22 protein-coding genes are annotated in these 21,594 nt (G+C 61.1%); 11 read left to right on the top strand and 11 right to left on the bottom strand.

Translation table 11 applies throughout. The annotated features are described in order from the left end of the window. Nucleotides 1-26 precede the first annotated feature (26 nt). The 5 genes from lpdA to AC0QTX_RS03065 all read right to left on the bottom strand — a co-directional run bounded on the left by lpdA (nucleotide 27) and on the right by AC0QTX_RS03065 (nucleotide 5,887). Entirely contained in the window at nucleotides 27-1,424 is a 1,398-nt protein-coding gene (gene lpdA / locus AC0QTX_RS03085; RefSeq protein WP_474602354.1) for a dihydrolipoyl dehydrogenase, read from the bottom strand. A 5-nt stretch (nucleotides 1,425-1,429) separates the two neighbouring features. After that, on the bottom strand, nucleotides 1,430-2,758 hold the full coding sequence (locus AC0QTX_RS03080; RefSeq protein ID WP_474602353.1) for a dihydrolipoamide acetyltransferase family protein: 1,329 nt from the start codon (nucleotides 2,756-2,758) through the stop codon (nucleotides 1,430-1,432). A 1-nt stretch (nucleotide 2,759) separates the two neighbouring features. Then, nucleotides 2,760-3,773 (bottom strand): alpha-ketoacid dehydrogenase subunit beta, encoded by a 1,014-nt coding sequence (locus tag AC0QTX_RS03075; protein WP_474602352.1) that lies wholly within the window; start codon nucleotides 3,771-3,773, stop codon nucleotides 2,760-2,762. Nucleotides 3,774-3,776: 3 nt separating this feature from the next. Next, nucleotides 3,777-5,009 (bottom strand): thiamine pyrophosphate-dependent enzyme, encoded by a 1,233-nt coding sequence (locus AC0QTX_RS03070; protein WP_474602351.1) that lies wholly within the window; start codon nucleotides 5,007-5,009, stop codon nucleotides 3,777-3,779. Between the two features lie 161 nt (nucleotides 5,010-5,170). Further along, nucleotides 5,171-5,887, bottom strand: a complete 717-nt coding sequence (locus AC0QTX_RS03065; protein WP_474602350.1) for a GntR family transcriptional regulator — start codon at nucleotides 5,885-5,887, stop codon at nucleotides 5,171-5,173. 125 nt (nucleotides 5,888-6,012) lie between these two features. Here AC0QTX_RS03065 and AC0QTX_RS03060 point away from each other — a divergent pair, with 125 nt between their 5' ends. From AC0QTX_RS03060 to AC0QTX_RS03045, 4 genes are all read left to right on the top strand, one after another. Then, complete coding sequence (locus AC0QTX_RS03060; protein ID WP_474602349.1) at nucleotides 6,013-7,008, top strand: sialic acid TRAP transporter substrate-binding protein SiaP; 996 nt, start codon at nucleotides 6,013-6,015, stop codon at nucleotides 7,006-7,008. Between the two features lie 77 nt (nucleotides 7,009-7,085). Then, complete coding sequence (locus AC0QTX_RS03055; RefSeq protein WP_474602348.1) at nucleotides 7,086-7,688, top strand: TRAP transporter small permease; 603 nt, start codon at nucleotides 7,086-7,088, stop codon at nucleotides 7,686-7,688. 20 nt (nucleotides 7,689-7,708) lie between these two features. Further along, nucleotides 7,709-9,058 carry a TRAP transporter large permease gene (locus AC0QTX_RS03050; RefSeq protein ID WP_474602403.1) on the top strand — a complete coding sequence of 450 codons (1,350 nt, stop codon included), beginning with the start codon at nucleotides 7,709-7,711 and terminating at the stop codon, nucleotides 9,056-9,058. An 18-nt stretch (nucleotides 9,059-9,076) separates the two neighbouring features. Further along, nucleotides 9,077-10,594, top strand: coding sequence for a UxaA family hydrolase (locus AC0QTX_RS03045; protein WP_474602347.1), 1,518 nt, complete (start codon nucleotides 9,077-9,079; stop codon nucleotides 10,592-10,594). A 334-nt stretch (nucleotides 10,595-10,928) separates the two neighbouring features. Here the strand turns inward: AC0QTX_RS03045 and AC0QTX_RS03040 are convergent, their stop codons facing one another. Continuing rightward, the gene (locus AC0QTX_RS03040) at nucleotides 10,929-11,210 is read right to left on the bottom strand and encodes a hypothetical protein (RefSeq protein ID WP_474602346.1); all 282 of its coding nucleotides are present in this window, start codon (nucleotides 11,208-11,210) and stop codon (nucleotides 10,929-10,931) included. A gap of 351 nt (nucleotides 11,211-11,561) precedes the next feature. Here AC0QTX_RS03040 and AC0QTX_RS03035 point away from each other — a divergent pair, with 351 nt between their 5' ends. From AC0QTX_RS03035 to AC0QTX_RS03005, 7 genes are all read left to right on the top strand, one after another. Next, complete coding sequence (locus AC0QTX_RS03035; RefSeq protein ID WP_474602345.1) at nucleotides 11,562-11,894, top strand: Tat pathway signal protein; 333 nt, start codon at nucleotides 11,562-11,564, stop codon at nucleotides 11,892-11,894. Nucleotides 11,895-11,904: 10 nt separating this feature from the next. Next, entirely contained in the window at nucleotides 11,905-12,591 is a 687-nt protein-coding gene (locus AC0QTX_RS03030; RefSeq protein WP_474602402.1) for a MotA/TolQ/ExbB proton channel family protein, read from the top strand. Beyond that, entirely contained in the window at nucleotides 12,591-13,037 is a 447-nt protein-coding gene (tolR, locus tag AC0QTX_RS03025; RefSeq protein WP_474602344.1) for a protein TolR, read from the top strand. The genes AC0QTX_RS03030 and tolR overlap by 1 nt, the downstream gene beginning before the upstream one ends. Nucleotides 13,038-13,054: 17 nt before the next feature. Next, on the top strand, nucleotides 13,055-13,963 hold the full coding sequence (locus AC0QTX_RS03020; protein WP_474602343.1) for a TonB family protein: 909 nt from the start codon (nucleotides 13,055-13,057) through the stop codon (nucleotides 13,961-13,963). Between the two features lie 134 nt (nucleotides 13,964-14,097). Further along, entirely contained in the window at nucleotides 14,098-15,054 is a 957-nt protein-coding gene (locus AC0QTX_RS03015) for an MBL fold metallo-hydrolase (RefSeq protein ID WP_474602342.1), read from the top strand. Between the two features lie 21 nt (nucleotides 15,055-15,075). Then, nucleotides 15,076-16,692, top strand: coding sequence for an FAD-dependent oxidoreductase (locus tag AC0QTX_RS03010; RefSeq protein ID WP_474602341.1), 1,617 nt, complete (start codon nucleotides 15,076-15,078; stop codon nucleotides 16,690-16,692). After that, on the top strand, nucleotides 16,689-16,907 hold the full coding sequence (locus tag AC0QTX_RS03005; protein ID WP_474602340.1) for a DUF2783 domain-containing protein: 219 nt from the start codon (nucleotides 16,689-16,691) through the stop codon (nucleotides 16,905-16,907). Before AC0QTX_RS03010 ends, AC0QTX_RS03005 begins: the two co-directional genes overlap by 4 nt. 13 nt (nucleotides 16,908-16,920) lie before the next feature. Here AC0QTX_RS03005 and AC0QTX_RS03000 read toward each other — a convergent pair whose 3' ends face one another. From AC0QTX_RS03000 to AC0QTX_RS02980, 5 genes are all read right to left on the bottom strand, one after another. Further along, nucleotides 16,921-17,625 carry an ABC transporter ATP-binding protein gene (locus AC0QTX_RS03000; RefSeq protein WP_474602339.1) on the bottom strand — a complete coding sequence of 235 codons (705 nt, stop codon included), beginning with the start codon at nucleotides 17,623-17,625 and terminating at the stop codon, nucleotides 16,921-16,923. Then, nucleotides 17,618-18,400, bottom strand: coding sequence for an ABC transporter ATP-binding protein (locus AC0QTX_RS02995; protein WP_474602338.1), 783 nt, complete (start codon nucleotides 18,398-18,400; stop codon nucleotides 17,618-17,620). The genes AC0QTX_RS03000 and AC0QTX_RS02995 overlap by 8 nt, the downstream gene beginning before the upstream one ends. Next, nucleotides 18,397-19,344 carry a branched-chain amino acid ABC transporter permease gene (locus AC0QTX_RS02990; RefSeq protein ID WP_474602337.1) on the bottom strand — a complete coding sequence of 316 codons (948 nt, stop codon included), beginning with the start codon at nucleotides 19,342-19,344 and terminating at the stop codon, nucleotides 18,397-18,399. Before AC0QTX_RS02990 ends, AC0QTX_RS02995 begins: the two co-directional genes overlap by 4 nt. Nucleotides 19,345-19,346: 2 nt before the next feature. Then, nucleotides 19,347-20,219 carry a branched-chain amino acid ABC transporter permease gene (locus AC0QTX_RS02985; RefSeq protein ID WP_474602336.1) on the bottom strand — a complete coding sequence of 291 codons (873 nt, stop codon included), beginning with the start codon at nucleotides 20,217-20,219 and terminating at the stop codon, nucleotides 19,347-19,349. A 77-nt stretch (nucleotides 20,220-20,296) separates the two neighbouring features. Next, a complete protein-coding gene (locus AC0QTX_RS02980) occupies nucleotides 20,297-21,463 on the bottom strand; it encodes an ABC transporter substrate-binding protein (RefSeq protein WP_474602335.1) in 1,167 nt (388 codons plus the stop codon). Nucleotides 21,464-21,594 lie beyond the last annotated feature (131 nt).

Here is a 21,594-nt window from a genome sequence, read left to right as displayed (position 1 = left end):
GGACGGTCAGGCACCGTCCGCCGCTCTCAGACGTGGAGTTCACGTCCCAGAGACTTCAGGGCGCTCTCCTGGAAAGCCTCGCCCTGTGTGGGGTGCGCATGGATGGTGCCGGCAATATCCTCAAGACGTGCCCCCATCTCGATGGCAAGACCGAAGGCTGCGGAGAGTTCGGACACGCCCTGTCCGACAGCCTGGATGCCGAGAACCAAGTGATTGTCCGCCCGAGACACGACGCGAACGAAGCCTTCCTCGCCGAGCTTCGTCATGGCGCGCCCGTTGGCCGAAAAGGGAAAATGGCCAACACGGATTTCACTACCGGTCTTCTGGGCCTCCTCCGAGGTCAAGCCGACCGCGACGATTTCGGGATCGGTGAAGCACACCGCCGGAATGGCTCGCTTATCCCAGATCCGCTTATGGCCCGCGATGATCTCGGCGACCATCTCACCTTGTGCCATGGCGCGATGGGCCAGCATCGGCTCGCCCGTCACGTCGCCGATGGCATAGATGCCGCGCATCGAGGTCTGGCACCGCTCGTCGATCCGGATGAAGGGGCCATCCACATCAAGAACGAGCTCCTCCATCCCCCATCCTTGCATGACTGGCCTCCGACCCACCGTGACGAGGATCTTGTCGGCCGCAAGCGGCACTTCCGATCCGCTCTCCGTCTCGACCAGGAGAACGCTTCCGGCTTTGGCCAACCCTCTGGCCTTTGCGCGCGTCATGACATCAATGCCAAGAGCCTGCAGCCTTTTGGATACCGGTCGGGTAAGTTCGGCATCATATTGCGGCAGAATGCGAGCCTGCGCCTCGACGACGGTCACCTTCGCGCCCATCTTGGCGAAGGCTGTCCCAAGTTCCAGGCCGATATAGCCGCCCCCGACGACCAGCAGTTTCTCAGGAACAGATGTCAGCGAAAGTGCTTCGGTCGAGGAAATTACCGTCCCGCTGAATGGCAGGTTGGGGAGCTCGACGGGAGCCGACCCTGTTGCGATCACAACATTCTCAGCACGGATGATCTGCCGACCGGTCTCTGTTTCCACCTCGACCGTCTTGCCGTCGCGAAAGCGTGCTCGGCCTTGGACCATCTTGACCTTGGACCGCTTGAGGAGGCTCGACACGCCGCTGTTCAGCCGGCCGACAATGGTGTCCTTCCAGGCAATGGTTTGGGACAGATCGAGTTCAGGTCGCGTCGTTCTGATCCCGAGAGGGTTCTTTCCCGATGCGAGATGCACGATCCGGTCGTATTCCTCAGCCGCATGGATGAGAGCCTTGGACGGAATGCAGCCCACGTTGAGGCAGGTGCCGCCGGGCTTTCTCTCCTCGACGATGACTGTGTCAATGCCGAGCTGTCCGGCACGAATCGCGCAGACATAGCCGCCTGGCCCGGCCCCGATGACAAGGAGCTTGCAGGAAATATCCTTCATTGACTTTAAGCCTCCACGAAGATCATCGCAGGCGTCTCCAGCAGCGTCTTGATGCGTTGCACGAAAACCGCCGCATCCCAGCCGTCGATGATCCGGTGATCGAAACTGGACGACAGGTTCATCATCTTGCGGGGAATGAACGTCGAACCATCCCAGACGGGGCGTACCATGATCTTGTTAACTCCGATGATGGCAACCTCCGGATGATTGATCACCGGTGTCGTGACGATGCCGCCCATAGCACCAAGAGACGTGATGGTGATCGTCGACCCGCTCAGCTCCTCACGGGTGGCGAGGCCGGCCTTGGCAGCTTCGGCCAGACGGGTCAACTCCGTGGCGCATTCCCAGAGGTCCCGCGCCTCCGCGTGCCTGACGACCGGCACCATCAGGCCCGAACCGGTCTGCGTGGCGATGCCAATATGAACGCCGCCGTGCTGGTAGACGACTCCCGCCTCGTCGTCGTAGATCGCGTTGAGGTTCGGTTGCTCGGCGATGGCCCTGACCATGGCGCGCATCAGGAACGGCAGCAGGGTCAGCTTCGGCCGGTCGGATCGTTTGCTCGCGTTGAGTGTCGTCCGCAAATCCTCGAGAGCAGTCACATCGACCTCTTCCACATAGGTGATGTGTGGGATCCGCGACTTTGCGATCGACATCTTCGCCGCAATCTTGCGGCGCAATCCAATCACCTTGACGTGCTGGACCGAGGTGTCCTGAGCCAGACCCTGGGCTCTGGCGACTTGCGGACCGTGGGTGAGGAACGCATCAAGATCATCATGGGTGATCCGGCCGGCGGGGCCAGATCCTGGAACCTGCCTCAGGTCGATCCCGGCTTCGCGGGCTCGCAGTCGGACAGCCGGGGAGGCGATCGGCCTGTCGCCCTCCATGCGAGAGACGGATGGGCGGTGTACTCTCACAGGCGGGCTCTGCGGGGCTTCGACAGGCCGAGACTGCGGAGTTTCTCTCGCCTGCTTTTCGACGATGGCATCCGAGGTTCTGACCGCGCCATCGGCCTGTGCCTCGATATCCTTCGGCCGAACAGGCGCTTCGGGCGCCTGTTCGGCCGCATCACGACCGGAAGCAGCGCTTTCCGCGTCTCCTGTCTTCAGGCGGATCAGGGGAGATCCGATCGCCACCACATCGCCGATCTCCGCGCCGAGCCACAGAACCTCGCCATCGACCGGGGAGGGAATCTCCACCGTCGCCTTGTCCGTCATCACCGCTGCGAGCAGAGCATCCTCGCGCACGAGATCGCCGACCTTGACGTGCCATTCGACGAGTTCGGCCTCGGCGATTCCCTCGCCTACATCGGGCATCTTGATCAGGTGCTCACTCATGTCAGGCCTCCACCGTCTCGACGAGCGTGCGCCCGACACGGGCAGGCCCCGGGAAGTAGTCCCATTCCTGCGCATGCGGGTACGGCGTGTCCCATCCCGTCACGCGGGCAATCGGCGCCTCGAGCTGAAAGAAGCAGGCCTCTTGGACGAGCGCCGCCAACTCCGCTCCGAAGCCCGACGTGAGCGTCGCCTCATGGACGATCACGCAGCGACCTGTCTTCCTGATGGACGCAATGATCGTCTCCATGTCGAGAGGAAGCAGAGTGCGTAGATCGATGATCTCCGCGTCGACGCCCGTCTCCGCCGCGGCTGCCTGGGCGACGTAGACCATCGTCCCGTAGGCCAGAACGGTCACAGCTGCCCCCTCACGCACGATGGACGCCTTGCCGAGCGGCAATGCGAAATGACCGCTCGGAACCTCCCCGAGGTCGTGCTTGGACCAGGGCGTGATCGGGCGGTCGTGATGACCGTCGAACGGTCCATTGTAAAGCCGCTTCGGCTCAAGAAAAATTACCGGATCTGGATCTTCGATGGCTGCGATCAGGAGGCCTTTGGCATCATAGGGGTTCGACGGCACGACGGTCTTCAATCCAGACACATGGGTGAACAGGGCTTCAGGGCTCTGACTGTGCGTCTGTCCGCCGAAGATACCGCCACCGGTCGGCATGCGGACGACGAGCGGACAGGTGAACTCGCCGTTGGAACGATACCGCAGGCGGGCCGCCTCGGACACGATCTGATCATAGGCCGGGTACATGTAATCGGCGAACTGGATCTCGATGCAGGGATGAAGTCCATAGGCCGCCATGCCGATGGCTGCTCCTACGATGCCAGCCTCGTTGATCGGGGCATCGAAACACCGGGTCTTTCCGTATTTCTGCTGGAGACCTGCCGTGCAGCGGAAGACACCGCCGAAATAGCCGACATCCTCCCCGAAGACCACGACACGCTCGTCGCGCACCATCATCACGTCCATCGCATCCCGGATGGCTTCGATCATCGTCATGCGTGCCATGGATCAGACCCCCGCCTGCTGACGCTGACGCCGCAAATGAGGCGGCATCTCGGCATAGACGCCGTCGAACATGTCGCGCGCAGACGGCTTTCCGCCAGCATGCAGCGTCCCGTAGCTCTCCGCCTCCTTCTGGGCGGCGATCACCGTATCGAGGATTTCGGCCTCGGCCTGTTTGTGCCGCTCCTCGGACCAGACGCCGCGAACGATCAGATGGTTCTTAAGACGGATGATCGGATCGCCGAGAGGCCAGGCGTCTGATTCGGTCTTCGGCCGATAGGCTGACGGATCGTCGGATGTGGAGTGCGCCCCGGCCCGGTAGGTGACGTATTCGACGAGGGTCGGCCCGAGATTGCGACGGGCCCGCTCGACGGCCCATTTTGCTACGGCGTAAACGGCCAGATAGTCGTTGCCGTCGACCCGCAGGGACGGAATGCCGAAACCCAAGCCTCTCGCCGCAAAGGTGCCCGAGCCTCCCCGGGCGATCCCCTGGAAGGTCGAGATCGCCCATTGGTTGTTGACGATGTTGAGCACGACCGGCGCCTTGTAGGTGGAGGCGAAGACGAGCGCCGCGTGGAAATCCGACTCGGCCGTTGATCCGTCCCCGATCCACGCAGCGGCGATCTTGCTGTCGTTGCGGATCGCCGACGCCATTGCCCACCCGACCGCTTGTATGTACTGAGTCGCGAGGTTCCCAGAGATCGTGAAGAAGCCGTGCTCCTTGGAGCTGTACATGACGGGCAGTTGGCGCCCCTTCAGCGGATCGCGCGCGTTGGAATAGATCTGGCACATCATGTCGACCATGGGGTAGCCGTCCGAAATCAGGAGGCCGGCCTGACGATAGGTCGGAAAATTCATGTCGCCCGGCGAGAGCGCCCTGCGGAAGGCGCAGCTGATCGCCTCCTCCCCGAGATGCTGCATGTAGAAGGACGTCTTGCCCTGGCGCTGGGCGATCAGCATCCTCGCGTCGAAGGTTCGCAGCGTCATCATGTGGCGCATGCCCTCGATCAACTCCTCGTCGCTCAGCAGGCCAGCCCAGGGGCCGACAGCCTCTCCATTGCGGTTGAGCACACGAATGATCGAGAAAGCGAGATCCCGGATGGATTCCGGTTCGACATCGATCTCCGGCCGGGGCACGGCTCCTGCCCTGGGAATCTTAACGTTCGAGAAGTCCGGGGCTCCCCCCGGACGGACGGCCGGTTCAGGTACGTGAAGGGACAGGGGTGCGTCAGGCGTCATGATCTGTTGTTCTCCTCCGGAGAGAACTAGGAAAGAAACACCATCCGACCATAGGCGCAACGATGTAGACGTGAGATCGAGGGGCAGAGCATCCAGATCGCTCGGCCTGACCCTCCTGAGCCACCGCCGAACCAATTCATCACGGCTCCTCCGGTCTCCCTTTAGGTATGCACGAAGACATCCGCATGCTCGGCCGAGAAGCGCCCCAGTTCCTCCATGACTGCCTGGAGATGAGCCGCCATGGCTCTGTGCGCCGCCTGGGGGTCACGAGCTTCGAGCGCCTGAAAGATCTCGCGATGCTCGACCAATGTCACGGTGTGGCGGCGAGGCGACGAGAGGAGCCGGCGCACCCGATCGATGTTGGCACGGGATGCATCGATCACGGCAGCCACCCGGGGCAGTTCCAGTCCTTCGACCAGGATCGTATGGAACACGAGATCCAGCGCATAGAAGCCGGGGCGATCCCCCCGCTCGACGGCCTCCTGCTGGGCCTGAAGGTTCTCACGAAGGGCCGCCACATGGCCCCCCGACAGGTGCTCAGCTGCCTTTTCCGCCACGATGCATTCGAGAGCTTGGCGGATCAGCATCGATTCTCTGATTTCCGAAAGGCGAATACGTGCAGCACGGCTGCCACGCTGGGGCAGGATTTCAACGAGTCCCTCAGTGGCGAGGCGCGACAAGGCCTCCGAGACAGGAAATCGGGAGACACCCAAGGCAGCGCAGACGGCTCCCTTGTCGATGAACTCGCCCGGCTCGAAATCGAGATCAACGATGGCTGAGCGAAGCGAGCGCTCGACCTGCTCTGTCGTGTTCCCCCGCGGCCCCCGTTCAAAGGGAGTCAGGAAATCGTAGCTTTTTCTCTTGTCGAACGCGTCCATATGCCTAACATGTTAGTTCAACCGATGGGCGAAAGCCACAAGCTTGTCGGGTGACTCTGGCGAGCGCACCGCTCGCCGGCCATCACGAACCGGTCGCAGAGCCGGGCTCTTTCGGAGGAACGCCTATGCCATCTTTGACCCGCCGCCTAGCCTTTGGCCTCATCGCCGCTGCTACCCTTACCTTCCCCGCTTTGCCCGCAAGCGCCCAGACCAAGCTCAAATGGGCTCACGTCTATGAGACGTCCGAGCCCTATCATAAATGGGCGCTCTGGGCCGGTGAGGAGCTCAAGAAGCGGACCAACGGCAAGTACACCATTGAGGTCTTCCCAGCCTCGTCGCTCGGCAAGGAGAGCGACATCAACGAAGGCCTATCCCTCGGTACGGTCGACATCATCTATACCGGCCAGCTCTTCGCCGGCCGCGCCCATGGGCCGGTCGCCATCGGTGGAGCTCCCTACATGTTCCGCGACTTCGGTCATTGGAACGCCTTCCGGAAATCCGATCTCTTCAAGGAGCTCGGCCAGGGATACGAGAAGAAGACCGGCCACCGGGTCGTGAGCCTGACCTATTACGGCGAGCGGCACGTGACAGCGAACAAGGACATCACCAAGCCCGAGGACATGAAGGGGGTAAAGATCCGCGTGCCCGATGCGCCGCTCTACACCATGTTCCCGAGAGCCGTTGGCGCCAACCCGACACCGATCGCATTTGCGGAAGTCTATCTGGCGCTCTCGCAAGGAGTGGTCGACGCGCAGGAGAACCCGCTGGTCACCATCCAGGCCAAGAAGTTCCATGAGGTCCAGAAGAACATTGTGCTGACGGGGCACATTACGGATGCACTTCTGAGCATCGTTTCCGGCGGCACAATGAAGCGCCTCTCAGCGGACGAACAGAAAACCCTGACTGGAGTCCTGCAGGAAGCAGCGGACAAGTGCACCGACGACATCGTCAAGATGGAAAAGGATCTTGTCGACTGGTTCAAGGGACAGGGCAAGAACGTGGTGGCGGTGGATCGGACCCCGTTCCGTGAAGCTGTGGTCAAGATGCACATGGGCTCTGATGCCACTTGGGACAAGTCAGTCTACGACCGTCTCCAGACAATCAAGGCAGCCACCAACTAGCACGACTCTCGAGGCTCTCTTCCGCGTGGAGAGAGCCTCACGCTTCTGAATGAGAAAAGCTGGAACGAAGGCCCACGATGCAGAACACCCAGGCGCCTGCCATAACCGAAGAGAGGATCGATGCGGCTCCCTCGGGAGACATCCACCAGGAGATGGATGAACTCTTCGAACAATGGCGCGAGGAGGAGGCGCATGTGGATCTATCCGACCTACGATGGTCGGATACGTTGGTCTTTGGGATCTTCTGGATCCTGTTCGGGATCGTTTTTCTACAGTTCTTCACCCGTTACGTTCTGAACAACTCCCTGGGGTGGACGGAGGAAATCGCCCGGTATTTCCTCATCCTGATCACCTTTGTCGGGTCGGTCACGGCCATGCGCAAGGGCTCGCATATTGCCGTTGAGGCGCTTCTCGTCTACCTTCCCCGCGAAGCCAAGCACTGGACCCTTGTTGCGGTGGACGGCCTCGTCGCCCTCTTCTGCGGCGCCATGGCATGGTATGCCTATCAGCTCGGCGCACTCGCTCCGGGCTACATGGTCTCGATCGATATTCCGAAAAGCTACCTGTACTGGGCGGTTTCAGCAGCTCTGGCCGGCGTGACCGTGCATGCGACCTTACGGTTCCTGCGCCGCCTGCGCCGCCGTGAGGCGGATGCCCCTCACAGCCTGACAATCGACTGAGGGCGGAGACCTCCATGCTCATTACCCTGATGCTTGTTGCCCTCCTGATCATGATCGTCATCGGCGTCCCGATCGCGGTGGCCCTGGCAGGATCCTCACTGCTGTTCCTCTTCGTCGGAAACATGACGGGTGAGATCACAACACCGGTGATCACCGTGATTCACCGGATGGTGAACGGCGTCGACTCCTTCCCCTTGCTTGCGGTCCCCTTCTTCATCATGGCCGGAAACCTGATGAACTCTGCCGGCATTACCAAGCAGATCTACGACTTTGCCGTCGCAGCGGTCGGCTGGCTGAAGGGCGGCCTTGGCCATGTGAACGTCGCTGGTTCCGTCATCTTCGCTGGAATGTCGGGAACAGCCGTAGCGGACGCAGGCGGGCTTGGAACGATCGAGATCAAGGCCATGCGCGATCATGGCTACGACACGAAGTTCGCCGTGGGCCTCACTGCTGCTTCATCGACCATTGGACCCATTATTCCGCCGTCTCTGCCGCTGGTCATCTACGGTGTGGTTGCCAACGCCTCGATTAATGCACTCTTCGTCGCAGGCATCGTTCCTGGCCTGATCATGGCGCTCTTCATGTCGGCCACTGTAGCTCTCTATGCCCATTATTATGGGATCGGGCGCGATGCAAAGTTCGAGTTCGGCCGCCTTGGGCGATCCTTTGTCAATGCCTTTCTGCCTCTTCTCACCCCCGCCATCATCATCGGCGGCATGAGCTTCGGCCTGTTCACGCCCACGGAAGCGGCCGTCTTCGCCTGCGCCTATGCGCTGCTGCTGTCGACCGTGATCCATGGCAGCTTCAACATGCTGCTTGCTGCACGCGGAAAGCGGCCGCGCTATTCTGTGCTGAGTCTGCGCCAGTTCATCCGTGTCACCATGGACACAGTCGAGACGACGGCTGTGGTTCTTCTCATCGTGGCAGGAGCTTCGATCTTCGGCTGGGTGCTGACCACAACCCGCACCACCGACGCTCTCGGTGAATGGATCATCACCTATGCGGCCGATCCGATCACCTTCCTGATCCTGGTGAACGTCTTCCTGCTGATCGTCGGCTGCTTCATGGAAACGATTGCAGCCATCACAATCCTGACACCCGTGCTGCTGCCGGTTGCCATAAAGCTCGGCATCGACCCGGTTCATTTCGGCCTCATCATGGTTCTCAACCTGATGATTGGCTTGTTGACGCCTCCTGTCGGCATGGTCCTCTACGTGCTCACCCGCGTGGCGAACATAACCTTCGAGGAATGTATGAAGGCCTGTGCCCCCTGGCTTGTGCCCTTGCTTCTCGTTCTTCTTCTCATCACCTTTGTCCCTGAAACCGTCCTTTGGCTGCCGCAGTTCCTCAAGGAAAACGGCTACCTTTGATTTCAAAAAGCGATTGTCATGAACACTCCACGCACGATCCGCCTTTCGCCCGATGACAACGTGGTCATCGCCATCGATCTCGTGAACCAGGGGGCCGACGCTGCCGGGCTGACAGCTCGCGAGCGCATCCTGCGCGGCCACAAGATGGCAGTCGATCCGATCCGAGAGGGAGAGCCGATCCGGAAGTTCGGCCAGATCATCGGCTTTGCCAAGAACCATATCGCGCCGGGCGAATGGGTGCACGAGCACAATGTGGGCATGCACGATTTCGAGCGGGATTATGCGTTCTGCGCTGACGCAAAGGACGACGACCTGCTTCCGCCGGAGCTGCAGGCCACCTTCCAGGGATACCGGCGTGCCTCGGGCAAGACCGGGACCCGCAACTACATCGGCATTCTCACATCCGTGAACTGCTCAGCATCCGTTGCGCGGTTTGCCGCAGCCGAGGTGGAGCGTTCGGGCATTCTTCGCGATTATCCCGGGATCGACGGCATCGTGGCCATCGTTCACGGCACAGGCTGCGGCCATGCAGCCTATGGCGAGGGATTCGAGATCCTGCGTCGGACCCAGTGGGGCTATGCCAGCCATCCCAATTTTGCAGGCGTGATCATGGTCGGCCTGGGCTGCGAGGTGTTTCAAATCGGGCGCATGAAGAAGGAGTATGGCCTCACGGAAACGGACACGTTCCGAACCCTGACGATACAGGAAACCGGTGGAACACGGCTGACCGTGCAGGCCATCGTTGATGCGGTGAAAGCCATGCTTCCGGTGGTTGCGATGGCGCAGCGGGAAACACGTCCAGCCTCGGAGCTCGTCCTTGCTCTGCAGTGCGGTGGCTCCGATGGATATTCCGGCCTTACGGCCAATCCGGCGCTGGGCGTCGCCTCCGACCTGCTCGTGCGGCACGGCGGGACGTCCATTCTGTCCGAGACGCCGGAGATCTACGGTGCAGAGCATCTGCTCACCCGCCGCGCCGCGACCCGTGACGTCGGCGAGAAGCTTGTCTCACGGATCAGGTGGTGGGAAGCCTATACGGAGCGCAATGGCGGCGAGATGAACAACAACCCGTCACCGGGCAACAAAGCGGGCGGTCTTACGACGATTCTCGAGAAGTCTCTGGGTGCCACAGCCAAGGGCGGGCGCTCCACGCTTCAGGCCGTGTACGAATATGCCGAGCAGGTGAAGGATCACGGCTTCGTCTATATGGACACGCCCGGCTATGACCCTGTTGCAGCGACGGGTCAAGTGGCCGGTGGCGCCAACTTGATCGCCTTTACGACAGGGCGCGGATCCGCTTTCGGCTGCAAGCCTGCACCGTCTCTCAAGCTTGCCACCAACTCGGACATCTACCGCCGGATGATCGACGATATGGACATCAATTGCGGCGATATCCTCGACGGCATCTCCTTGGAGGCGAAGGGGCAGGAGATCTTCGAGACCCTGCTGAAGGTGGCCTCCGGAGTGCCGACAAAATCGGAAGAACTAGGCTATGGCGACCTCGAGTTCGTTCCATGGCAAGTTGGTGCCGTGATGTGACCAGGAGCGAAGGGAGTAGGTTTCAGGCAACCTCAGTTGTCAGCCCTTCTTCGGTCGCTACGAGGTCTGGACTCTCCGGATAACCAGTTGACGGTTCTTCCCATAAGTAAGCATCTTTTAACGATGTGTTAACCATGTTCCTGCAAACATGCTCGGGCTGATCCAGCAGAAGGATCAACACTCTCCCAAAAGTGAACGAGGCACGGATGTACTGCCTCGCTTCGCTTTGGGATGCAGTGTCAAGGGAATGATGAAACCCTTAAACTCATCATCGGATATCGGATAATCTCGTCGGCTACGAGCGCAGCACCTGCCTTGAGCCGCCTAGCCTGCATCAGCTCACTACGTAGAGCGCCGTTGCAAGGGCCGCGATGCCGCCGACAAAGGCATATGGATACCAAGCTGGATAAGGCTTGTCGTGACCTTTGAAACCCACGCTGAACCTCCTTGGAGCAAAGTACGTGCCGCTCCGTTGTCCTTGTCCAAAGCGGTATTTTTGTGAAACCCGGCCAATGCGCATTGAACTTGGTTGATAGCCATCCGGCACACCTTGTGCAGTCAACAATGGCAAGAAATATACTTTGAAAATTTTGTAAAGAAGCGAAATCGCTCTCATTCTCAAAGCTGTAGCGCTTGTTTTAGAACAGCTCTGAATTTTAGCTAACCCCTTGATCTATCTGATTTCTTCAAGATATCTCATCTGAACTTCTCACGGGAAGTTTCCCTGGCGTTGGACACATGTCGGCCTTGGGATTGAGAGAAAACACGTCTTCTCTTGCCCCTGTGTGGCTGCGCATGCCGCGCCGTCACCTGCACGACCGAGGAGGAAGGGTTCATGAGGACAAGCACGTGGAATGAGCCTGGGTACTCAACAGGCAGCATATGGGCATGCCTCGCTCTGCTGCTCCCCTTCAGCGGTTCGGCTCTGGCTCAAGACCGTGCTGTACCCTCTCCTTTGCGTATCGAATTGAACAAGATTGAGGTGGCAGGCGAGAACTGCCGGACCTATTTCCCGATCGACAACCAGAGGGGCGACAGCTGGCGCTCGCTGAAACTCGATCTTTTTGCACTCGATCCCGAGGGCGTTGCAGCCAAGAGGCTGGCCGTCGAGATCGGTCCAGTGCCTAGCCGCAAGACGCTCATCAAGCTCTTCGACTTTCCAGGCTTGAGCTGCTCCCGGTTCGGACGCGTTCTCCTCAATGATGTTCTGGCGTGCGAGGTAGCGGGGAGTTCTCGGGAGGAGTGTCTTTCCGCAATTGAAACGGTTTCCAAGATCGATGCAATTTCATTCGCTAAGTGAGATCATTTCGATGGATGGCATTATCCCCACATCTGCGCACGATCTGTCTTTCCTCTCACTGTTCTTGCAGGCTGACCCGATCGTCAAAGGCGTCATGATCCTGCTCGCAATGGCATCGCTTGGGTGCTGGACGATCGTGGTCGAGAAGCTTCTGCGTTTCAGGAGAATCCGCCGTCAGGCGCTTACCTTCGAGATGTTTGCCCGCTCAGGTGAAAGACTGCGTCCGCAATTTTCCGGAACCACGGGGCGGATCATCACTGCCGGTCAAGATGCGTGGCGAGATCGGGATCCATCCGAGAGCCGAGCAGAACGTCGGGAGCGGATCGAGCGGGCCATGCGCGCAGCACTATCTTCCGACCTGCGTCAGCTCCAAGTGGGGCTGCCGTTCCTGGCCACCACAGGCTCGGCAGCCCCCTTCATTGGGTTGTTAGGCACGGTCTGGGGCATCATGAACTCGTTCTCCGCCATCGCTGCAAGCCAGGACACCAGCCTCTCGGTTGTTGCTCCCGGTATTGCCGAAGCTCTGTTTGCAACAGCTATCGGCCTCGTCACCGCCATTCCCGCCGTGATCGCCTACAACAAGCTCACGATCGATCTCGGGCGCCTGCAGCAATCCTTTACAGCAGGCATCACGATGCTCGGCGACCGGTTAGCGGTCGATCACAAGCCTCATCTGCGCTCTGAGGCCGCTGGATAATGGGAATGGGGCCGCTCCGCTCGGGTGAACCGGACGACGAATTTGGTGTTGCTCTCCTGTCCGAGATCAATGTCACGCCGCTCGTCGACGTGATGCTCGTGCTGCTCATCATCTTCATGGTGGCAGCACCCCTCATGACGGTTGGCGTGCCTGTGAATCTGCCGAAGACGGCGGCAGCAAAGGTGTCGCAGCCAAAGCAGCCCGTCGTGATCAGCATTGATGCGCAGGGCCAGCCCTTCCTCGACAAAGAGGCGCTGGCTCCCGACGTCATGATGCCTCGGCTCAAGGCGCTTGCGAGCGCTGACCCGTCCCAGGTCGTGCTGGTTCGCGGCGACAGAGCCGTTCCTTACGGCCGCATTGTTGAGATCATGGGACAGCTCAGTGAGGCCGGCTTCAGCAAGGTCTCCCTCATCGCTCAGGCTCCGAGCGAGACGCCGGTCCGGTAAGATCTGAACCAAGCAAAATGTCCTCTCAAACCATACGTTCGACGCAGGAGCCGGGCCGGCTTGGAATTGCCTTCCTTACGGCGCTGGCCCTGCATGGAGCCGTCCTGGGAACCCTGACGCTCTGGCGATCCAGCAAGACGGATAGCGCCCCTGGCGAGCAGGAGATCACCATTGATCTCGCTCCCGCCATGGAGGAAACGGTGTCCGTCGTGCCTGCGGAGATGTTCGCGATGGCAGCCCCCCCGATTGAACTGGAACCAGTGCCGCTGGAACCGGAGACCGTTGAGCCCCTTCCGCCGGAAGACGTGACGGCAGAGCAGCCTGAGGAGGCAGCCGAACGCCCTGAACCGCAAGAAACCACGGAAGTACCTCCTGTCGAAGCGGAGATGGCAACGGAGCCTGTCGTGGCTCTCCCCTCACCTGAGACGGTGATCGCAAAACCTCTTGAGGAACCGCCACCCTCCAAACCCAAGCCGAAGCCCGAGAAGAAGTCGCCACCACCTAAACCCGTGGAGCGGAAGTCTCCTCCACACCGGATCTCCATCCAGCAGCCGCAGACGCCATCCGAAGCGCACGCAGGACAGGCTTCGGGCTCGCGTGAGAACACGAGAGGAGCCGCGGCATCGGCTGATCCGAGCGTGCTCAACCGCTATGTGGCAAGTCTCGCTGCAGCTTTGCGTAACCGTCTGCGCTATCCGGATGTGGCACGCAGCCAAGGTGTCGGTGGCGTTGCGACTCTGCGCTTCACCATGGATCGATCAGGACGTATCGTCAGCTCCAGCGTGGTGCAAAGCGCCGGACACCCGGCTCTCGACCAAGCTGCGCGCGCGGCGGCAAGTCCGGGGTCTTTACTTCCTCCGGCACCGGCAGCTCTCCCCCAGCAGCAATTCACCGTCTCTGTACCGCTGCGCTTCAATCTACGCTAATGATTCCTCTTGTCCTGAAACCTGTGAACTTGACGGTCTCAGGATCGGGTTTAACCTGCTCCCAAACAGCGCCTTTAGTCATTTGACCGTCTCGCTCGCGACGGAAGAAGGACTGTGGCAAGCGGGAGATGCACATGAGCGAGAAGGCTTTCGCCTCGACGGGAGACCTGTCCGACAAGACAGTATCCTTCACTGAAATCGGGCCGGATCTCTATGCCTATACAGCGCAGGGCGACCCCAATTCCGGCATCATCGTCGGCGATGACGGCTGCATGGTCATTGACGCGCAGGCTACTCCGATGATGGCCGAGGACGTGATCGCCCGTGTGCGGGCCGTGACCGACAAGCCGATCAAATACGTGGTGCTCTCCCACTATCACGCCGTACGCGTGCTCGGCGCCTCCGCCTACAACGCGCAAGGCATCATCGCCTCGAACGCCACCTATGATCTGATCGTCGAGCGCGGCGAGCAGGACAAGGCCTCGGAGATCGGCCGCTTCCCGCGCCTGTTCAAGGGCGAGAGCAGCATTCCGGAGGGCCTCACCTGGCCCACCCTCACCTTCGAGAGCGGCATGTCGGTTTTTCTCGGCAGGCGTGAGGTGAAGCTGTTCCATCTCGGTGCCGGCCACACGGCAGGCGACATCGTGGCCTGGGTGCCGGATGCGGAGGTGATGTTCACCGGCGACCTCGTGGAGTATCACTCGGCCTGCTATTGCGGCGATGCTTATTTGCGTGAATGGCCGCTGACGCTCGACGCCATCTTGGACTTCCAGCCGCAGGCCATTGCGCCCGGACGTGGCGATGCCCTGCGGGGCAGCCAGCAGGTGCGCGAGGCAGCGGCCATGACTCGCGACTTCGTCACCACTCTCTACGGCGCAGCTGAACTGTCGGCGGCGTGTGGACGCTCGCTGAAGGAGACCTTTGCAGCCACCCGCGAGGTCATGGACCCGAAGTTCGGGAACTTCGCCATCTATGAGCACTGCCTCCCCTTCAACGTCTCGCGTGCTTTTGACGAAGCCTCAGGCATCGACCATCCCGTGATCTGGACCGCCGAGCGGGATCGCGAGATGTGGGCGGCTCTTCAGAGCTGACGCTCGATGTGAGGTGGAGACATGGGAAGCGCCACGAACACCCGCAGGATCCTCTATCAATATGGCTACCGCCGCTGCCCTGATCAGGACCGCCCCTCCCCTGCACGGCATCCGGTGGTGATCGTGGGTGCCGGACCCGTCGGCCTCTGCACGGCCATCGACCTCGCGCAGCGTGGCATCCCCGTGGTGCTTCTCGACGATGCGGACAGGATCGGCGAGGGCTCGCGAGGCATCTGCTATGCCAAGCGCACTCTCGAGATCCTGGATCGTCTTGGCGTTGCAGATCCTTGTCTCGAGAAAGGAGTAACCTGGAAGATCGGCAAGGTCTTCCAGAGCGACGAACTTCTCTATGCCTTCGATCTTCTGCCCGAGGATGGGCACAAGATGCCGGCTTTCATCAACCTCCAGCAATACTACTTGGAACGCGCGCTCGTGGAGCGCGCTGCTGCGCTCCCGAATCTCGGGCTCCGCTGGCGCAACAAGGTGGTTGGGCTGAAGCGCCGCAACGGTGGCGCCACGCTCACAGTCGAGACGCCTGAAGGCCCCTACGATCTCGACGCCGAGTGGGTTGTGGCCGCCGACGGCGCGCGCTCCGCCTTACGTGGATTGCTGGGGCTCGCGTTTCAGGGCGAAGTCTTCGAGGATCGCTTTCTCATCGCCGACGTGAAGATGAAGGGCGATTTTCCGCCCGAGCGCTGGTTCTGGTTTGACCCGCCCTTCCATGAGGGTTACTCCGCTCTTCTGCACAAACAGCCGGACGACGTCTGGCGCATCGACCTGCAGCTTGGGCGCGATGCGGACGTGAAAGCCGAACAGGCACCCGAGCGTGTGATCCCGCGGCTCCGGCAGATGCTGGGCCACGGCGATTTCTCACTGGAATGGGTCTCGGTCTACACCTTCCAGTGCCGCCGGCTGGAGCGCTTCGTGCATGGCCGCGTGGTTTTCGTCGGAGACGCAGCCCACCAAGTCTCGCCCTTTGGCGCACGAGGCGCAAACTCCGGCATTCAGGATGCAGACAATCTGGCGTGGAAGCTTGCTTACATCCTCAATGGAGAGGCGCCCGAGAGCCTGATCGGGTCGTATGATCTCGAACGGTCCGCTGCTGCGGATGAGAATATCGGACACTCGACCCGCTCGACCGACTTCATCGCACCACGCTCGGCGCAGGAGCTTCGCTTTCGCAATGCTGCCCTGTCCCTCGCCCGGCATGCCTCCTTTGCCAAGCGGATGGTGAATTCAGGAAGACTGTCGATGCCATCCACCTACGATACCCCATTATCGACGCCAGATGTAGACCCATGGTCCGGCTCCGCGCGTCTCGGAGCGCCTATTCCCGACGCTCCCATGCGCGACCGCAGCGGACAGCCAATCTGGCTGCTGGAAGCGCTTGGCGGCGAGGAGACAATCCTGCATGTCGCGAACGGAGTTCAGCCACCAAAAGGCTATCGCGTTCTCGTTCTCGGGGAGGATCTCATCGACGAGCAAGGGATCTTCGCACACCGTTTCGACGCGAGCCCTGGAAGCACCTATCTCGTGCGGCCCGACCAGCACCTTGCAGCTCGCTGGCGCCGGGGAACGGCCACTCAGATCGAAAGCGCCTCGCGACGCCTGCGCGGATCCGAGGGAGGCCATGCATGAGCGCGCTCGTGACTGAGAACCGATTGACAGACCCGGATCGCACCTACCGCGCGCTGATCAAGGCGCATCGTGGCTTGTCGGAGGAGGACAGTGCGGCGCTCAACAGCCGCCTCGTGCTGATCCTTGCCAACCATATCGGTGAGCACGCGGTGCTCCTGGAAGCCATCGCCCTCGCGAAGCAGAGCATGGAAGCGGTGGACGCCACATCAGGGTGATCATGTCGGCGGATTACTCGATGCCGAGATAGGCCGCCTTCACTTGAGGATCGGCGAGCAGGGAAGAACCTGTTCCGGTATAGGCGACCTTGCCGGTTTCAAGCACATAACCGCGATCCGCGATGCCTAAAGCCGCGCTGGCGTTCTGCTCCACGAGAAGCACCGTGATCCCATCCTTTCTCAGGGACACGATGGCATCCAGAATCTGGTCAACCAGGAGCGGCGACAATCCAAGGGAAGGTTCATCGAGCAGCAGGAGCTTGGGGCGCCCCATCAGCGCTCGGCCGATCGCCAGCATCTGCTGCTGACCGCCCGACAAGCCGCCGGCCAGGAGATGACGCTTCTCGGCCAGGATCGGGAACATCGCATAAACCCGGTCTCTATCCTGCTCGATCTCTATGTCACGCCGCCTGTAGGCCCCGAGTCTCAGGTTGTCCTCGACGGTGAGAGGCCCGAACACCTGTCGGCCCTCGGGTGACTGGGTAATGCCGAGTTCCACCCGCTGGTGAGATGGCAGGCGGTCGATCCGCTGCCCTTTGAATCGGATCTCACCGCCGGTCATGGGCTGAACGCCGGAAAGAGCGCGCAGAAGCGTCGTCTTTCCTGCCCCATTTGCCCCGATGAGCGCCACGACCTCTCCGGTGCGCACCTCGAGGCTGACACCCTTCAGGACTTCGATCCGGCCGTAAGCGCTGCGCAGGTTCTCCACTTCAAGCACGGGCAGCCTCCCGGGCGCCGTGCTGTCCCAGATAAGCCTCAAGGACCCTGGGATCATCGCGCACCTCCCGCGGCGTTCCTTCGGCCAGTGGCCTGCCTCGCTCCAGAACCAGGATCCTGTCGGAGATCTTCATGACGAGCTTCATGTCATGCTCCACGAGCACGACAGCCACACCCCTGTCGGCAACCTGCCGGATCAGGTGATCGATCTCCTCGGTCTCGACCGCATTGCAGCCGGCCGCTGGCTCATCGAGGAGCAGCACGCGCGGCTCGGCGGCGAGGGCCCGCGCGATCTCAAGGCGCTTGCAGGCGCCGTAGGGGAGCGAGCCGGCCGGCACGTTCGCAACATCCTTCAAGCCCACATAGGCGAGAAGATCGAGGGCCGCGGCCCGTGTCTCCCGGTTCTGGCGAGTCACGGACGGAGCTCTGAACAGCGCCGGCAGGAGACTGCATTTCTCCCTGAGGTGTCGCCCGACCATCACGTTCTCGCAGGCGGTCAAGCGCTGGAAGATTTGCAGGTTCTGGAACGTGCGGGATAGCCCCCGAGCCGCCAGCTTGTGGGGCGGAAGACCGGTTACGTCCTCCTCGGCCAAGTGGATCGTGCCGCGGCTCGCCGCATAGATGCCGGACACGATGTTGAAGAGCGTTGTCTTGCCGGCGCCGTTCGGCCCGATGATCGAGAGGATTTGGCCGGGGCTCACCGAAAAGCTCACTCCGTCGACGGCCTTCACGCCGCCGAAGGAGATGCCGATATCCGTTGCCTTGAGGATCATCATGACCGTGCCCTCCGAAGGAACAGGCCAGAGAGGCTCGGCACGATGCCGTTGCGCATGAAAATCATGGATACGATGATGATGAGCCCGAGCAGAAGATGCTCGTACTCATGGAAGATCGTCAGCGCCTGCGGCAGCGTGACCAGCACCGCCGCGCCGACGATGCTGCCAACGACGGATCCCAGCCCTCCAAGGACCACGATGGTGACGAGTTCAACGGAGTGCAGGAATCCTGCCTGATCCGGGTTGATGAAGCCGTTCATGAAGGCCAGCGCCGAACCTGCGATCGAGGCATAAACGGCGGCGATCACGAAGGCCTGCAGCTTGAAACGGGCAACGTCGACACCCACCACCTGCGCAGCCACTTCGCTGTCATGCAGCGCACGGAAAGCCCGTCCCGTCGGGGTCTCGTCAAGGTTGAGCGCGATCCAGGTTCCGACGAGCAGAAGGGCACCCGTCACCCAGTACCATGTATACGATCCGCTGATGCGCCAGCCGAACAGCGTCAGCCGCTCGACCGGCATGCCGTCCGGTCCACCGGTCCAGCGGCTTTCTGTCGAGATCACAAGCGCGATGAGCACGCCAAGGCCAAGAGTTGCAATCGCCAGATAATGCCCCTTCAGCCGCAGGATCGGGCGACCGACCAGATAGGCGAGCACAGCGGAGAGAACGGCGCCAATGAGGAGCGCCGCCCAGGGCGGGATGCCGAGATGGGCCGGGCCGATGGCGACCGAATAGGCTCCGATCCCGAAGAACGCCGCGTGACCGAGACTGACCTGCCCCGCCTGCCCCATGAGGATATTGAGGCCGATGGCGGCCAGCGCGGACACCCACACGAGCGACGCCACGCGGAAGTAATAGCTTGAAGGAAAGACGAGCGGGAGCACTGCGATGAAGACCGCCAGCACGGCGAGTGTCACAAAGCGCTGGTTCAGAAGTGCACCCATCCTCACACCCTCTCGACGGCTCGGCGTCCGAATAACCCCTGCGGGGCTGCGAACAGGACGATAAGGATGACCAGAAAAGCGAAGGCGTCCTTATAGGTGGAACTTAAGTAACCTGCCCCAAAGGCCTCCAGCAGGCCAAGCAGAAGTCCGCCGACGACAGCACCGAGTGGATTGCCCATGCCCCCCAGCATGGCAGCGGCAAAGCCCTTCAGGGCCAGCAGCGTCCCGACATCGTAGTTCGTCAGGGTGATCGGCGTTACGAGAATACCGGCGATCGCTCCGATGGCGGCGGAACCTCCAAAGGCCAGGGCCATGATGGTGGTCGTGTTGATGCCGACCAGCCGTGCTGCCAACCGGTTCGCAGCAGTCGCCAGAACGGCCTTGCCGAGAAGGGTGTGCTCGAGAAAAACGTAAAGGGTCACCACAACGATTGCGGTTCCGCCGAGAACCCAGAAGCTCTGCGGCTGGACGGCCGCGCCGAGAATATCGATGGGCGTCTCGCCCGTGAAGCCGGGAAGCTTGTGGAACTGCTTATCGAAGACGATCGCGGCAATGCCACGGAGCAGGATCGATGCGCCGATCGTGATGATGATGAGGGTCACGGCCGATGCGCCGCGGGCAGGCTCGATGGCGAGGCGATGGAGGAGAAGTCCGATCCCCACAGCAACCATCACGGCAATGACAGCAGCCAGCGGCAGCGGCACGCCGGCGGCCGATGCGAACACCGTCACCATCCCGCCCAGCATGACGAACTCACCCTGGGCGAAGTTCACCACGCCGGATGCATTGTAGATCAGCGTGAAGCCCAGCGCGACGAGCGCATAGACCGCGCCCACCGTCAGACCGGAAATGAGAAACTGAAGGAACTCGGCCATGATGCTGTCCCGCGTTCGTCAGATTGACGAACGGGAGGCCGATGATCCGCCTCCCGTTCGGTCCCTACGGGCGCGGATCAGCTGCCTGATGCCACCAGGTTCCAGTCGCCACCCTTGATCTCGAGCATGCGGAAAGCCGAGAGATCAAGGCCAAGATGGTCTGTGGCCGACATGTTCACGATGCCGCCCGTTCCGACGAAGCCCTTTGTTTTCTCGATCTCGTCACGGATCTTACCGGAATCCGTGGAGTTGGCGCGCTTCATGGCCTCGACCAGGATGAAAAGCCCGTCATAGGCATGCCCGCCGAAGGTCGAGACGGGCTGCTTCGTGGCGCTCTCGTAGGCCTGCTTGTACTCCGTCACCACCTTCTTCTGCGGGTCGCTCTCCGGCAGCTTGTCGCCGACGAGCAGGGCTGCAGCCGGAAGGCGCACGCCCTCCGCTGCAGCGCCCGCGAGATCGATGAAGCTCTTGGAGGCGACGCCATGGCTCTGGTAGAACGGTATGCTGCTCATGCCGAGCTGGGCATAGTTGCGGGTCACGATGGCGGGACCCTGGCCGAAGCCTGGATTCACCACGGCCTGCACGCCAGCCGTATTCTTGATCTTGGTGAGCTGAGCGGTCATGTCGCTGTCACGTGGGCCGTAATTTTCATCGGCGACGATCTGCATGCCGTAAGTGGGCGCAACCTTCACGCATTGCGCCCGCATGGAGGCCCCGAAACCGTCGGTCCCCGAAATCAGACCGATCTTCGTGAGGTTGCGTTTTTTGAGATCCTCAAAGATCTTTTCGCAAGCCATCTTGTCGGTGTGCGGAGTTTTGAAGACGAACTTGCGCACAGGGTCGACCACCTCGATGGCGCCTGCGAGCGAAATGAATGGAACCTTGGCGTCCTCGAAAGCCGGAATCATCGCCATGGTGCTGCCGGTCGTCGTGCCGCCGACCATGGCGATCACTTCGTCATCCTCGATGAGGCGTGTCGCGAAGGTGCGTGCCTTGTTGGCATCGCCGCCGTCGTCATAGATCACCAGCTCGATCTTCTTGCCGGCGACGCCGCCGGCCGCATTGATCTTGTCGACATAGATCCTGAGCGTCTTGTCCTCAGGCTCGCCAAGGAATGAGGACGGGCCAGTCACCGACAGAACCGAGCCGATCTTGACGGTATCCTGTGCCAAGACGCCTTGAGACAGTCCGAAGCCCATGACACTGGCGACTAACAGGGTCTTAAGCGTTGTTGTCGATTTCATATGTTTCCTCCTGGTTCTTTGTTGGTGTCTTTTCTTATAGTTGTGCAAGGATTGAGGTTGCCACGAGCCTGCGGATCATCGCGAAAATGAAGTGCGTGGATTTCGCTGGCAGCAGCGAATTGCTGAGCGTG

The sequence above is a fragment of the Microvirga sp. jy35 genome, assembly GCF_056148915.1.
The sequence above is the reverse complement of the archived record's forward strand: the minus strand, read 5'-3'. Positions and strand labels throughout refer to the sequence as shown.